17 protein-coding genes are annotated in these 13,254 nt (G+C 69.7%); 16 read left to right on the top strand and 1 reads right to left on the bottom strand.

Annotated elements, in window-relative coordinates:
- Nucleotides 1-505 (top strand): M23 family metallopeptidase (locus E3T33_RS09260; protein ID WP_134575193.1); only part of this gene is annotated, 505 nt, incomplete at its 5' end.
- A 96-nt stretch (nucleotides 506-601) separates the two neighbouring features.
- On the opposite strand, the gene ppa is transcribed toward E3T33_RS09260, so the two are convergent.
- A complete protein-coding gene (gene ppa / locus E3T33_RS09255; protein WP_092323482.1) occupies nucleotides 602-1,093 on the bottom strand; it encodes an inorganic diphosphatase in 492 nt (163 codons plus the stop codon).
- Nucleotides 1,094-1,140: 47 nt separating this feature from the next.
- Between ppa and tilS the strand changes: the two genes are divergently transcribed.
- The 15 genes from tilS (at nucleotide 1,141) to E3T33_RS09185 (ending at nucleotide 13,253) form a co-directional block, all read left to right on the top strand.
- Entirely contained in the window at nucleotides 1,141-2,181 is a 1,041-nt protein-coding gene (gene tilS, locus E3T33_RS09250) for a tRNA lysidine(34) synthetase TilS (RefSeq protein ID WP_092323480.1), read from the top strand.
- Nucleotides 2,162-2,734 (top strand): hypoxanthine phosphoribosyltransferase, encoded by a 573-nt coding sequence (gene hpt / locus E3T33_RS09245; RefSeq protein WP_092323479.1) that lies wholly within the window; start codon nucleotides 2,162-2,164, stop codon nucleotides 2,732-2,734. Before tilS ends, hpt begins: the two co-directional genes overlap by 20 nt.
- Nucleotides 2,735-2,807: 73 nt before the next feature.
- Nucleotides 2,808-4,823, top strand: a complete 2,016-nt coding sequence (gene ftsH, locus E3T33_RS09240; protein WP_134575192.1) for an ATP-dependent zinc metalloprotease FtsH — start codon at nucleotides 2,808-2,810, stop codon at nucleotides 4,821-4,823.
- A gap of 8 nt (nucleotides 4,824-4,831) precedes the next feature.
- The gene (gene folE, locus E3T33_RS09235) at nucleotides 4,832-5,401 is read left to right on the top strand and encodes a GTP cyclohydrolase I FolE (protein ID WP_134575191.1); all 570 of its coding nucleotides are present in this window, start codon (nucleotides 4,832-4,834) and stop codon (nucleotides 5,399-5,401) included.
- A complete protein-coding gene (gene folP / locus E3T33_RS09230) occupies nucleotides 5,398-6,204 on the top strand; it encodes a dihydropteroate synthase (protein ID WP_134575190.1) in 807 nt (268 codons plus the stop codon). The genes folE and folP overlap by 4 nt, the downstream gene beginning before the upstream one ends.
- Entirely contained in the window at nucleotides 6,201-6,560 is a 360-nt protein-coding gene (gene folB / locus E3T33_RS09225) for a dihydroneopterin aldolase (RefSeq protein ID WP_092323474.1), read from the top strand. Before folP ends, folB begins: the two co-directional genes overlap by 4 nt.
- Nucleotides 6,557-7,093, top strand: a complete 537-nt coding sequence (gene folK, locus E3T33_RS09220) for a 2-amino-4-hydroxy-6-hydroxymethyldihydropteridine diphosphokinase (protein WP_134575189.1) — start codon at nucleotides 6,557-6,559, stop codon at nucleotides 7,091-7,093. Before folB ends, folK begins: the two co-directional genes overlap by 4 nt.
- Nucleotides 7,090-7,590, top strand: coding sequence for a DUF3180 domain-containing protein (locus tag E3T33_RS09215; protein WP_134575188.1), 501 nt, complete (start codon nucleotides 7,090-7,092; stop codon nucleotides 7,588-7,590). The genes folK and E3T33_RS09215 overlap by 4 nt, the downstream gene beginning before the upstream one ends.
- Nucleotides 7,583-8,080, top strand: coding sequence for a PH domain-containing protein (locus tag E3T33_RS09210; protein ID WP_092323471.1), 498 nt, complete (start codon nucleotides 7,583-7,585; stop codon nucleotides 8,078-8,080). Before E3T33_RS09215 ends, E3T33_RS09210 begins: the two co-directional genes overlap by 8 nt.
- Nucleotides 8,077-9,621, top strand: a complete 1,545-nt coding sequence (locus E3T33_RS09205; protein WP_134575187.1) for a PH domain-containing protein — start codon at nucleotides 8,077-8,079, stop codon at nucleotides 9,619-9,621. Before E3T33_RS09210 ends, E3T33_RS09205 begins: the two co-directional genes overlap by 4 nt.
- On the top strand, nucleotides 9,618-10,358 hold the full coding sequence (locus tag E3T33_RS09200) for a DUF2520 domain-containing protein (protein ID WP_092323469.1): 741 nt from the start codon (nucleotides 9,618-9,620) through the stop codon (nucleotides 10,356-10,358). Before E3T33_RS09205 ends, E3T33_RS09200 begins: the two co-directional genes overlap by 4 nt.
- On the top strand, nucleotides 10,355-11,233 hold the full coding sequence (panC, locus tag E3T33_RS09195) for a pantoate--beta-alanine ligase (protein WP_134575186.1): 879 nt from the start codon (nucleotides 10,355-10,357) through the stop codon (nucleotides 11,231-11,233). The genes E3T33_RS09200 and panC overlap by 4 nt, the downstream gene beginning before the upstream one ends.
- A 54-nt stretch (nucleotides 11,234-11,287) precedes the next feature.
- Nucleotides 11,288-12,826, top strand: a complete 1,539-nt coding sequence (lysS, locus tag E3T33_RS09190) for a lysine--tRNA ligase (RefSeq protein WP_134575185.1) — start codon at nucleotides 11,288-11,290, stop codon at nucleotides 12,824-12,826.
- A 7-nt stretch (nucleotides 12,827-12,833) separates the two neighbouring features.
- Nucleotides 12,834-12,977 (top strand): hypothetical protein, encoded by a 144-nt coding sequence (locus tag E3T33_RS15250; RefSeq protein WP_166784453.1) that lies wholly within the window; start codon nucleotides 12,834-12,836, stop codon nucleotides 12,975-12,977.
- 90 nt (nucleotides 12,978-13,067) lie between these two features.
- Nucleotides 13,068-13,253 carry a hypothetical protein gene (locus tag E3T33_RS09185; RefSeq protein WP_092323466.1) on the top strand — a complete coding sequence of 62 codons (186 nt, stop codon included), beginning with the start codon at nucleotides 13,068-13,070 and terminating at the stop codon, nucleotides 13,251-13,253.
- Nucleotide 13,254: the final 1 nt, after the last annotated feature.

Genomic DNA, 13,254 nt, shown 5'->3' with positions numbered 1-13,254 from the left:
CGCCGCGGCGCGGGCGGCCGCGGCTGCTGCGGCAGCTGCAGCCGGCGGAGGCGGCGGTTCAACCGGCGGTGGCGGCGGAGGCGGCGGAGACTGGGTTTCGCCCGCATACGGTCGGATCACCGCCGGGTACGGGCCGCGCCCGAGGATCTGCAGCAGCGGAGGGTGCAGTTCCAGCTACCACTCTGGCACCGACCTGGGCACGGGCTGCTACGCTCCGATTTCCGCCGCGCACTCGGGCCGGGTCATGTACGCCGGCCGGCTCGGCACCTACGGGAACTACGTGCTCATCGACCACGGCGGCGGCGTCTCGACCGGCTACGCGCACATCCGCGACGGCGGAATCTTCGTCCGCAACGGCCAGCGGGTCGGAACGGGACAAGCAATCGCGAGCACGGGAAGCACGGGGGCGTCCACCGCCTGCCACCTGCACTTCGAGGTGCGCGTCAACGGCGGCCGCATCAACCCCGTGCCGTTCATGGGCGCCCGCGGCGCCTGGCTCGGCTGACCTGACGCGCAGGTTGAGTTGCGGACAAAGACCCTTCAATTTCCGAACGAAGGTACTTTCTCCGCAACTCAGCCCGAGGCGCGATGGTGAGAGGGGTTAGTGCCCCTCGGCGGCAAGCTTCGCGATGCCGTCGATCACGATCTGCTCGGCCTCGGCCGCGTCGCCCCAGCCCTCGGTCTTGACCCACTTGTTCGGTTCGAGGTCCTTGTAGTGCTCGAAGAAGTGCTCGATTTCCTTGCGGGTGTACTCCGGGATGTCGGTGACGTCCTGGATGTGCGCCCAGCGCGGGTCTCCGGCGGGGACGGCGATGACCTTGGCGTCGGAACCGCCGTCATCGGTCATGTTGAACACACCGACGGGCCGAACCGACACTCCGACGCCGGGGAACAGCGGGTAGTCGAGGAGCACGAGCACGTCGACGGGGTCGCCGTCAAGGCCGAGCGTGTTCTCGAAGTAGCCGTAGTCGGTGGGGTACATGAAGCTCGTGTAGAGCACCCGGTCCAGGTACACGCGCCCGGTCTGGTGGTCAACCTCGTACTTGTTTCGGCTCCCGCGGGGGATTTCGATGACTGCGTCGTATTCGGCCATGGCCTGATATCTCCTCGGTGGTCTAAGTCTGCGGATAACGTTACTGGATGGAGTCTGCACAGCGCCCGCGGTTGTCCCCGGCGATCGCCGATGTGCGCCGAGCGGTACGCGGCCTGCTTCCAGCGGACGGGCTGGTGCTGGTGGGGCTGAGCGGCGGCGCGGATTCCCTCGCCCTCGCCGCGGCCACGGCCTTCGAGGCGCCCCGTGCGGGCCCCGGCGCCGGCGCAGTCATCGTGGACCACGGCTTGCAGCACGGGTCGGCGGAGGTGGCGGAGGCCGCGGCGCGCCAGGCCCGGGAACTCGGCCTCGGCCCGGTGCTCGTGCTGCCGGTGACGGTCCAGGCCGAGGGTGCGGGGGAGGGGCCGGAGGCTGCGGCGCGCTCGGCCCGGTACGCCGCCTTCGACCGGGCGCTCGCGGAGACCGGTGCACGCCACATCCTGCTCGGGCACACCCTCGACGACCAGGCCGAGACCGTGCTGCTCGGGCTCGCCCGGGGATCGGGTCCGACGAGCCTCTCGGGCATGGCCGCGCAGAACGGCCCGTACCTGCGTCCCCTGCTCGGCATCCGTCGCCGGCAAACCCGCCAGGCCTGCCTCGACGCGGGCCTCGTCCCCTGGGAAGACCCGCACAATTCCGATCCGCGCTACGGGCGCGTTCGCGTGCGCGACACGGTGCTGCCGATCCTCGAACGCGAGCTGGGTCCCGGGGTCGCAGGCGCCCTCGCCCGGACGGCCGATCAGCTCCGGGAAGACGCCGAGGCCCTCGACGCGCTCGTGCGTGAACTCGCCCCGGAGATCTGCGAACCGGCCGAGGCCGGGATCGCGATCTCGGTGGCCGCGCTCGCGGCGAACCCGCCCGCCCTGCGGCAGCGGATCATTCGCTTCGTGGCCGAAAGCGAGTTCGGCGTCTCCCTCGAACGTGTCCACACGCTGGCCGTCGCCCGCCTGGTGACCGACTGGCACGGGCAGGGGGCGCTCGACCTGCCAGGCGTTAGAGTTGTCAGGCAGCACGGCTGGCTGATTCTCAGCAGACCCGGACACGCTCACAGCAAAGGACCTTCTCGCTCCCATGGAACCTCGCGACATTGATGGCGACCTCACCGAAATCCTGATCGAGGAGGAGCAGATCCGCGATCGACTCGCCGAGCTCTCCCGGCGGATCGAGGATGACTACGCGGGCAAGGACCTGCTGCTCGTCGGAGTCCTCAAGGGCGCCGTGATGGTCATGGCCGACCTGGCCAGGGAACTCAAGCACCCCATCGCGATGGACTGGATGGCGGTCAGCTCCTACGGCTCCGGCACCGCGTCCAGCGGGGTAGTGCGCATCCTCAAGGACCTGGACACCGACCTGACCGGGCGCCACGTGCTCATCGTCGAGGACATCATTGACTCGGGGCTCACCCTGTCCTGGTTGCTGGCCAACCTGAATTCCCGCGGTCCGGCATCCGTTGAAATCTGCGCCCTGCTCCGCAAGCCCGAGGCCGCGCGGGTCGAGATCGACGTGAAATACGTGGGTTTCGAGATCCCGAACCAGTTCGTCGTCGGCTATGGCCTCGACTACGCGGAGAAGTACCGCAACCTGCGTTCGGTCGGCGTGCTGGCCAGCCACGTGTATGCCCCGGTGGAGCCGGCCACCGCCTGAAGCGACCGATCAGTTCACCTTTAGGCGAACACACGGCCTTTGCCCAGTGCGTGCGCGATAGCCTGTGAGCATCATGAACGTCAAGAAGCTTCTGCGCGGGCCCATTCTCTACATCGTCCTGGCGGTTATCGCCGTCTGGGTCGGGTCGAGCCTGATCACCATGTCCGGATTCCGCGAGGTCTCGACCCAGGAGGGACTCGAGTTCCTGAAGGACGGGAAGGTCGCCGAGGCGAAGATCGTCGACGGCGAGCAGCGGGTCGACCTCACCCTCACCGAGGCCGACGGGGAGCTGGGCAAGGAAGTCCAGTTCTACTACGTCGCCCCGCGTGGCGAGGAAGTCGTGGCGGCGGTGACCGAGGCGAACCCCAAGAAGGGCTTCACCGACGAGGTGCCGCAGCCGAACTGGTTCCTCTCCATGCTCGGCTTCCTGCTGCCCCTGCTCCTGATCGGCGCGTTCTTCTGGCTGATGCTGTCCGGAATGCAGGGCGGCGGCAACAAGATCATGCAGTTCGGAAAATCCAAGGCCAAACTCGTCTCCAAGGAGAGCCCGCAGGTCACCTTCGCGGATGTCGCGGGAGCCGACGAGGCAATCGAGGAACTCGAGGAGATCAAGGACTTCCTCAAGGAGCCCGCGAAGTTCCAGGCCGTGGGCGCGCGAATTCCGAAGGGCGTGCTGCTCTATGGCCCTCCCGGCACCGGTAAGACGCTGCTCGCCCGAGCCGTCGCCGGCGAGGCCGGCGTGCCGTTCTACTCCATCTCGGGTTCCGACTTCGTCGAAATGTTCGTCGGCGTCGGCGCGAGCCGTGTTCGCGACCTGTTCCAGCAGGCCAAGGAGAACGCCCCCGCGATCATCTTCATCGACGAGATCGACGCGGTCGGCCGCCACCGCGGCGCCGGCATGGGCGGCGGACACGACGAACGCGAACAGACTCTCAACCAGTTGCTGGTCGAGATGGACGGCTTCGACGTCAAGGCCAACGTCATCCTGATCGCGGCGACGAACCGCCCGGACATCCTCGACCCCGCGCTGCTGCGCCCGGGCCGCTTCGACCGCCAGATCGGTGTCGACGCCCCCGACATGCTCGGCCGCAAGCACATCCTCGAAGTGCACGCCAAGGGCAAGCCGATGGCTGCCGGCGTCGACCTCGAGGTGCTCGCCCGCAAGACGCCCGGCTTCACGGGCGCCGACCTGGCCAACGTGCTCAACGAGGCCGCGCTGCTCACGGCGCGCTCCAACGCCCAGCTGATCGACAACCGCGCCCTCGACGAAGCCGTCGACCGGGTGATGGCCGGTCCGCAGCGCCGCAGTCGCGTGATGCGCGACAAGGAAAAGCTGATCACGGCGTACCACGAGGGCGGACACGCGCTCGTGGCGACCGCGATGCGCAACACCGACCCGGTGACCAAGATCACGATCCTGCCCCGCGGCCGTGCCCTCGGCTACACGATGGTCATGCCCACCGAAGACCGCTATTCCGTCACCCGCAACGAACTGCTCGACCAGCTGGCCTACGCCATGGGCGGCCGCGTCGCCGAGGAGATCATCTTCCACGACCCCACCTCCGGCGCCTCCAACGACATCGAGAAGGCCACCGCCACCGCGCGCAAGATGGTCACCGAGTTCGGGATGAGCGCGGCCGTCGGCCCGATCAAGCTCGGCCAGGGCTCGGGCGAGGTCTTCCTCGGCCGTGACATGGGTCACGGGCGCGACTACTCCGAACGGATGGCAGAGCGCGTCGACGAAGAGGTCCGCCAGCTCATCGAGGACTCGCACGACGAGGCCTACGAGGTGCTGGTCACCAACCGCGACATTCTCGACAAGCTGGCCGCCGAGCTGCTCGAGCACGAAACGCTCGACCAGACTGCCCTCGCCGCGATTTTCGCGAACGTCGTCAAGCTGCCGCCGCGCCCGCAGTGGCTCTCCAGCGACAAGCGCCCCGTCTCCGATCGGCCGCCGATCGCGATGCCCGCACCGAAGGTTGCCCTCGAGGGCGCCGCGGCGTCGACGGACGCCGGCGAAGGCTCGGGCAAACCCAAACCCAAACCCAAGCGCGAGCCCACCCGCGCCCCGCGCCCCGCGACCGCCTAGGCCGCACTGTGGCAGTGGACAAGGCGCGCATCGAGGCCGCCGTCGCTGAGATCCTCGCTGCCATCGGGGAGGATCCGGCCCGGCCAGGCCTGGAGACGACGCCGCAGCGGGTCGCGGAGGCCTACGCTGAGATCTTTGCCGGGCTGGAGCAGGACCCGCTGGCGCCCCTGCGGGACACCATCCCGGTCGGACCGGACACGGGGGAACTTGTGCTCCTGCGCAACATCTCGTTCCGTTCCACCTGCGAGCACCACCTGCTTCCGTTCATCGGCACGGCCCACCTGGCTTACCTGCCGAGCGACCGCGTGGTCGGCCTCGGCCGGCTGCCCGCCGTCGTCGAGACCCTCGCGGCGCGCCCCCAGGTGCAGGAACGGCTGACCGAGGAGATCGCGGAGGCGCTGCAGGCCGGCCTGCGGCCCCGGGGAATCCTCGTCGTCCTCGATGCCGTCCACGGCTGCGTGAGCGCCAGGGGCCAGCGGCAGGTCGGCAGCTCGACCGTCACGATGGCATCCCGAGGCGAACTCACCGACCCGGCGGCCCGTGCCGAAATCATCGCGCTGATCGGAGCCGGAGGGTGACTCTGGTCATGGGGGTGCTCAACGTCACACCGGATTCCTTCAGCGACGGGGGCAGGTGGTCGAGCACGGACGCCGCCATCCGGCACGCCCTGACCCTCCAGGGCCAGGGCGCGGACATCATTGACGTCGGTGGTGAGTCCACCCGGCCCGGTGCGACCCGGGTGTCGCCCGCCGAGGAACAATCCCGGGTGATCCCGGTCATCACCGAGCTCACCCGTGCCGGAATCACGGTGAGCGTCGACACGCTGAACTCCGAAACGGCCCTCGCCGCCGCGACGGCCGGCGCGAGCATCATCAACGACGTGTCCGGCGGCCTCGCCGACCCGGAGATGGCGTCCGTGGCGGCTCGCACGGGTGTGCGGTTCGTGGCGATGCACTGGCGGGGGCACGCCCACGAGATGGACGCGCTGGCCTCCTACACGAACGTCGTCACCGACGTGCGAAACGAACTCGCAGAGCGGGTCGGCGCGCTCGTGCGAGCCGGCGTGGCCCGGGAGCGCATCGTGCTCGACCCCGGCCTCGGTTTCTCCAAGCGGCCCGAACACAACTGGCAGGTCCTCGCCCACCTCGCCGCTTTCGACGAGCTCGGCCTTCCGGTGCTCATCGGCGCCTCACGAAAGCGGTTCCTCGCCACGGCGCTCCCGGCCGACGCGCCCGTCCTCGCCCGCGACCTGCCGACCGCCGTGGTCAGCGTGCTGGCGGCCCAGGCCGGGGCGTGGGGGGTTCGCGTGCACGACGTTGCCGGCACGCGGGCGGCCTTGAACGTGCTCGCCCTCGCCGGTTCCGACAGAATGGTCCCATGAGCACCGACTCGATCATTCTCACCGGGCTGCGAGTCAACGCACACCACGGCGTCTACGAGTTCGAGAAGGAGAAAGGCCAGGATTTCGTCATCGACGTCACGGTCTGGCTGGACCTCGCCCGGGTGGGCGACGACGTCAGCCAAACGATCCACTATGGCGAGCTGGCCGTCGAGGTCACCGAAGCCGCCACACGCGACCCGGTCGACTTGATCGAAACCGTCGCCGAGCGGATCGCCGCCGTGGTGCTCGCCCACGAGGCGGCCGAGCGGGTGCAGGTGACGGTGCACAAGCCCGACGCGCCGATCTCGGTGCCGTTCACGGACGTCGCGGTGCGCATCGAGAGAACGCGCTCATGACCCCCGCGCCCGACGCGCCGGTATCCGTCGTGCTCGCCCTCGGCAGCAATCTCGGCGACCGCGCCGCGATCCTGGTCGACGCGGCGAGGGCCATCGCCGACCTCGAGAGGCTCGAAGTGGCCGGCGTCTCACCCGTCTTCGAGAGCGCCGCCGTGAAGCCGGACGGGGTGGACCCCGCCGCGCCGCCGTACCTCAACGCGGTGGTCACCGCACGCTACACCGGCGACCCGCACGAGCTGCTTGACGCGATCAACGCCATCGAGGACGCCCATGGCCGGGTGCGCACCGAGCGGTGGGGGGACCGCACCCTGGACATCGACATCATTGTCTTCGGCGAGCTGGAACTCTCCGACGACCGGCTCACGATTCCTCACCCCCGGGCCTGGCAGCGCGACTTCGTGCTCGCGCCGTGGCTTGCGCTCGACCCTGACGCCGCCATCCCGGGCCGCGGCCGCGTCGACGAGCTGCTCGCGGCGGCCGCGAGCAGCGTGCGTCGGCAGGGTAGCGCGCCGGGCCTGGACGGCCGGCCATGAAACGCAGTAGTCCCACCCCGCTGATCGCCCTCTGGCTGCTCGGCAGTGTCGTCGGCTTCCTCCTGGAAGTCACCGCGGCGGCATCCGGGGCGCCCATCCTCCTGCCGCCCCCGTCGATGGCCGCCACCCTCGCGGTGATCGGCATCGTCGTGGTCGTGCTCGCCTGGCCGATCCGCCAGGCGACGAAAGCGACAAAAGCGACGAAGGGTACCGTGAAGCGCCGCGTCGACCCCTTCAGGGCCATGCGGGTCGCGGTGCTCGCCAAGTCCTCCAGCTTCAGCGGCTCGCTCTTCCTCGGCGGCGGCCTCGGAGTCCTCTTGTACGTCCTTACCCGCACGGTGGTGCCGAACCTGTCCTCGCTCTGGCTCGCCATCGGCACGACAGTCGGCGCGGCCATCCTGCTCGCCGGCGGTCTCGTCGCCGAACACTTCTGCACCCTCCCGCCGGACAAACCGGAGGACGAGCGGCAGGAAGAGGCCGGAGGGCTCCATGCCTGACCAGTCCGGGCGCCTCGACCTCGCCGCCGGCGCCGGCTGGCAGCGCGTCTCCCCCCGCTATGTGGTGGTGGAGATCGTCGGCACGATCGTCGGCGGACTCCTCGCCTGCGCCGCGGCGGCTGCGCTCTGGCTGATGTTCGAGTTTCAGTGGGCGTTGTACGCGGGTGCCGGCGTGGCCGTGATCGCCCTGGTGACCCTGATCCTCGAGCCGCGCCGGGTCCGATCCATCGGCTACCAGCTGCGTCAGGACGACCTCCTGTTCCGCCGCGGCATCATGTTCCAGCGCTTCGTGGCCGTGCCGTACGGTCGGATGCAGCTGGTCGACATCACGCGCGGCCCGGTCGCCCGCTGGCTGGGCCTGGCCGATCTCAAACTCGTGACCGCGGCGGCGACAACCGGCGTCGCGATCCCCGGCCTCACCGAGGAAGACGCGGAGAGCCTCCGCGATCGGCTCGTCGACCTGGCCGAAAGCCGCCGGGCCGGACTGTGAGCTCGCTGGCCGACGGCGAGTGGCATCGACTCCACCCGGCGACTCCGCTCCTCCGCGGGGGCATCTTCGTTTTCGCGGCCATCGGATTCATCCTGGCGAACCTGCGCGAACGCGTACTCGACGTCGTCTTCGGCATCCCGGTCGGCAGCGCCGATCCGCTGGAGGAGATCTACCGCCGCGGGTCGGTCGGCTGGGCCCTGCTCGCCGTGGCCGGCGCTCTCGTCGTCATCCTGATCGCGTTCTCGCTCAGTTGGCGGGCGCACACCTTCCGGGTGAACGACGAGATCGTCGAGGTGCGCAGCGGGATCGTCTTCCGGAGCAACCGCAAGGCGCGGCTCGACCGGATCCAGGGCGTCAACATTGAACGCCCCCTCATCCCGCGGCTGTTCGGCGCCGCCAAGCTCGAAGTGAGCGTCGCCGGGCAGGACGCCAATGTCCCGCTGGCGTACCTCGGCTCGGCCCGGGCGGACGAGCTCCGCCACGACATCCTGCGCCTCGCGTCCGGCGCCCGCCGACCCGCCGCGGAGTCCGTCGAGCCTGCTCGGGAGCCGGGCGAGGGCCCCTCGGAACCCGGGGTGACGGTGGGCGGCTTCGCCCGCGACCGCGTCGTCGAGTTCCTGGCGCCGGAGCTCGACCCGGATGCCGCCCCGCCGGAGTCCGTCGTGCGGATCCCTCCCGCCAGGCTGTTCGGTTCGATCGTGCTCAGCGGCTTCACCGTCTTCCTCCTCGTCGGGGTCATCGCGCTCGCGGTCGGCGGCGCAATCGGCAGCAGCGGGTGGCTGCCGATCGCGATCGTTCCCGCCCTGATCGGCAGCGCGGGGTACTTCCTCTCCCGGCTGACCAGGTCGCTGCGCTTCAGCATCGCGGGCACCCCGGACGGCGTGCGGGTGGGCTTCGGCCTTCTCTCCACGAGCAACGAGACCCTTCCGCCGGGTCGGGTCCACGCGATCGGGATCTCGCAGCCGCTGCTCTGGCGGCCCTTCGGCTGGTGGCAGGTGCGGATCAACAAGGCCGGCCGTTCCGTGAGCCAGGGCGCTGCCGGCGAGGCCGGCACCACGGTGCTGCCGGTCGGCACCGCAGCCGACGTCGCCAGGGTGCTCGAACTCATCCTTCCCGGGTACACCGGCGAGGAGCAGGGCGCCGTGATCGAGAGCGGGATGCACTCGAAGGGCGGCAGCGACGGCTTCATCAATGCCCCGCGGCGCGCCGCCTGGCTGCGGCCGTTCTCCTGGCGGCGCACCGGGTACACGCTCTCCGCCGGCGCAGTGGTGCTCCGCCGCGGGATCGTCTCCCGCGAACTCATCCTCGTGCCGCTGGCCCGGCTGCAGAGCGTGCGCATCGACCAGGGACCGGTGAGGCGGATGCTCGGCCTCGCGTCCGCACGCCTGCACACCGTGGCCGGCCCCGTGTCGGCATCCCTCGCCGTCGTCGATGCCGAGGAGGCGGTGCGTCTGTTCGAGGCGGTCGCGGCGGGCGCGGTCAGCTGCGCCACCTCCGATACCAGCCATCGCTGGAACCACCCGACAGGAGTCTTCGAATGACCCAACGCCCCGGACGACTCGGAGTCGGCATCATCGGCGCCGGCCGCGTCGGCCCCATCCTCGGCGCGGCCCTGGCCGGCGCCGGCCATGCCATCGTCGGCATTTCCGCCATCTCGCAGGAGAGCCGCGACCGGGCGGAAGCGATTCTCCCGCTCGTGCCGATCCTGACCGTGCCGCAGATCGTCGAGCGCAGCGAGCTCGTGATCATCGCCGTGCCGGACGCCCAGCTCGAAAGCCTCATCGCGGGCCTCGCGGCCACGGACACCTGGCAGCCGGGGCAGCTCGTGCTGCACACCTCGGCGCGATTCGGCACGGCCGTCCTCGCCCCTGCCCGGGCGGGCGGCGCCATCCCGCTGGCGATCCACCCGGCCATGACCTTCACCGGAACGAGCATCGACATCGCGCGCCTGGCCGACAGCTACTTCGCCGTGACGGCCCCGACTCCGGTACTGCCGATCGCGCAGGCGCTCGTCGTGGAGATGGGCGGCGAACCCGTGGTCGTCTCCGAAGGGGACCGGCCGAGCTACGCCGAGGCGGTGGAGACCGCGACTGCGTTCTCGACCGCGATCGTCGAGCAGGCTACGCGCATACTGGAGGGGATCGGAATCGAACGGCCGGGCGCGGTCATCGCACCGCTCGTTCGGTCCGCCATCGAGAATGCGCTGGCGCGCACGAGCCCCGACACCCTCGACCTGTCCGATTTCAGCCCCGATCCGAACTACCCGGAGGACGAGTGAGCCCGCCCATACCAGAGGTGATCGGCACGATCGCCGAGCTCCGCGACCGACTCAGCCTCACGACGCAGAACTTCGCCGTGGCCGGAGCCGATACCCGGGTGGTGCTGGTGCCGACCATGGGCGCCCTGCACGCCGGCCACCTGGCCCTCGCCCGTCGGGCCCGCGAACTGGGCGACACTGTGGTCGTATCGGTCTTCGTAAACCCGCTGCAGTTCGGTGCCGGCGAAGACCTCGACCAGTATCCCCGCACGCTCGACGCGGACGTGTCAGCCCTGGCCGAGCTGGGGGTGCCCTACGTGTTCGCTCCGACCGCGCAGGAGATGTACCCGGACGGCGCGGCCGAGACGCGGGTGGGCGCCGGGCCCGTCGGGTCGCTCTACGAGGGCGCCGCACGGCCGGGACACTTCGACGGGATGCTCACGGTCGTCGCCAAGCTGATCAACATCGTCGATCCCGACGCCGTCGTGTTCGGGCAGAAGGACGCGCAGCAGGTTCACCTGATCGAACGGATGGTCGCCGAGCTCAACTTCCGGGCGTCCGTCGATGTGGTGCCGACGGTGCGTGAGGAGGGCGGCCTGGCTCTCTCCAGCCGCAATCAGTACCTCGACCCCGTGCAGCGGGAGAGCGCCCGCTCGCTCTCGGCCGGCCTCGCCGCGGCGGCATCCGTCGCCTCCCAGGGCGCCCCGGCCGCGCTCGCCGCCGCGCACGCGGTCATCGACGCCCAACCACTCGTTAAGCTTGACTATCTCGTTGTCGTGCACCCGCAGACCTTCCTTCCGGTCGACGACGACTACCGCGGGCCGGCCAGGATGCTGGTTGCCGCGCTGGTCGGCACCACCAGGCTCATCGACAACGTCCCCCTCGACATCACCTAACCAACCACTGCCGACCGGCCGGGCCCCGCCCGTGCCGCAGGCCGACGGAGAACCATGAGCGAGCACCACGACGCAGCCCCTGCGGTCAGCACCGACGAGATCACCGACGAGATCACCGACGAAATCACCGAGCAGAAGGCCGTGCGCCTGGCCAAGCGCGAGCGGTTGAACGCCGCCGCGACGGGCCCCGGCGGCGGCGCGTACCCGGTCTCGGTGCCCGTGACCGACACCATCCCGGCCGTGCGCGCGCGCTACGGCGAGCTCGAAGCGGATGCCACAACCGGCGTCACGGTCGGCCTCGCCGGCCGGATCGTGCACCTGCGCAACACCGGCAAGCTGTGCTTCGCGAGCCTGCAGGCCGGCGACGGCAGCCGGATCCAGGCCATGGTCTCGCTCGGCGAGGTGGGGGAGGCCTCGCTGGCCGACTGGAAGGACCTCGTCGACCTCGGCGACCACGTCTTCGTCTCCGGCGAGGTGATCTCCTCCCGCCGCGGCGAGCTGTCGATCATGGTCACCGAGTGGCAGGTCGCGGCCAAGGCCGTGCTGCCGTTGCCGAACCTGCACAGCGAGCTGAGCGAGGAGACCCGGGTGCGCAGCCGCTACCTCGACCTCATCGCCAGGGAGCAGGCCCGCCGCAACGTGGTGCAGCGCTCGCAGGCCGTGGCCAGCCTCCGGGCGACGTTCACCGCGCGCGACTTCATCGAGATCGAGACGCCGATGCTGCAGGTCATGCACGGCGGAGCATCCGCCCGCCCGTTCGCCACCCACAGCAACGCGTTCGACACCGAGTTGTTCCTGCGCATCGCGCCGGAGCTCTTCCTCAAGCGCGCCGTCGTCGGCGGTATCGACCGCGTCTACGAAATCAACCGCAACTTCCGCAACGAGGGCGCCGACTCCACGCACTCGCCGGAGTTCTCGATGCTCGAGGCGTACGAGGCGTACGGCGACTACAACTCGATCGCGGACCTGACGCAGACCCTGATCCAGGATGCCGCGTTCGCGATCTCCGGTTCGCACGTCGTGACCTGGGCCGACGGCACCGAGTTCGACCTCGGCGGCGGCTGGGACCGGATCAGCATGTACGACAGCCTCTCCGCAGCGGTGGGTGTCGCGATCTCCCCGGAGACGTCGATCGCCCAGCTCAAGGCCCTCGCCGACCGCGAGGGTGTCGACATTGACCACCCCATCCACGGCAAGTACGTCGAGGAGTTGTGGGAGCACTTCGTCAAGGGCGGGCTCACCCGCCCCACGTTCGTGATGGACTTCCCCGTCGACACGAGCCCGCTGGTGCGCGGCCACCGCAGCATCGCCGGAGTCGTGGAGAAGTGGGACCTGTACGTGCGCGGCTTCGAGCTGGCAACCGGCTACTCCGAGCTCGTCGACCCGGTCGTGCAGCGGGAGCGATTCGTCGAGCAGGCCAGGCTGGCCGCCGGCGGCGACCCCGAAGCGATGCGCCTCGACGAGGAGTTCCTGCGCGCGCTGGAATACGGCATGCCCCCGACCGGCGGTATGGGGATGGGCATCGACCGGCTGCTGATGGCCCTGACCGGCCTCGGCATCCGGGAGACAATCCTGTTCCCGCTAGTGAAGTGAGATTCTGATGAGCTATCTGCCCAAGGACGAGCTGAAGCCGGAAGACGGCAAAAAGGGGCCGTCGACGAACCGGATCATCGTCTGGGTGGTCGTCAGCGGCGTCGGCCTCTACCTGATCGTTTCCGGCGTCTACGGGATCCTGACCAAGTAACGACGACACCCCGCGAACCCGCAGTTGTGCGCGTTATAGCGACGTTTTAGCGCGCACAACTGCGTTTTCGCGGGGTACCCTAGGAGGACTATGGATGATTTCTGGGCCAACGCACTGGGGTCGCTCGCGCCCACCGTTTTGATCGGACTCGTTTTCTGGTTCGTGATGCGCGCCATCATCCATGCCGACCGCACCGAACGGAAGGCCTACGCGCAGATCGAAGCCGAAGAGCGCGCCAAACTCGGCCTCGCCTCGCACGACAAACCCGCCAACTAGG

It is taken from the genome of Cryobacterium sp. TMT1-2-1, from assembly GCF_004403955.1.
Taxonomy (GTDB): Bacteria; Actinomycetota; Actinomycetes; order Actinomycetales; family Microbacteriaceae; genus Cryobacterium; species Cryobacterium psychrotolerans.
The sequence above is the reverse complement of the archived record's forward strand: the minus strand, read 5'-3'. Positions and strand labels throughout refer to the sequence as shown.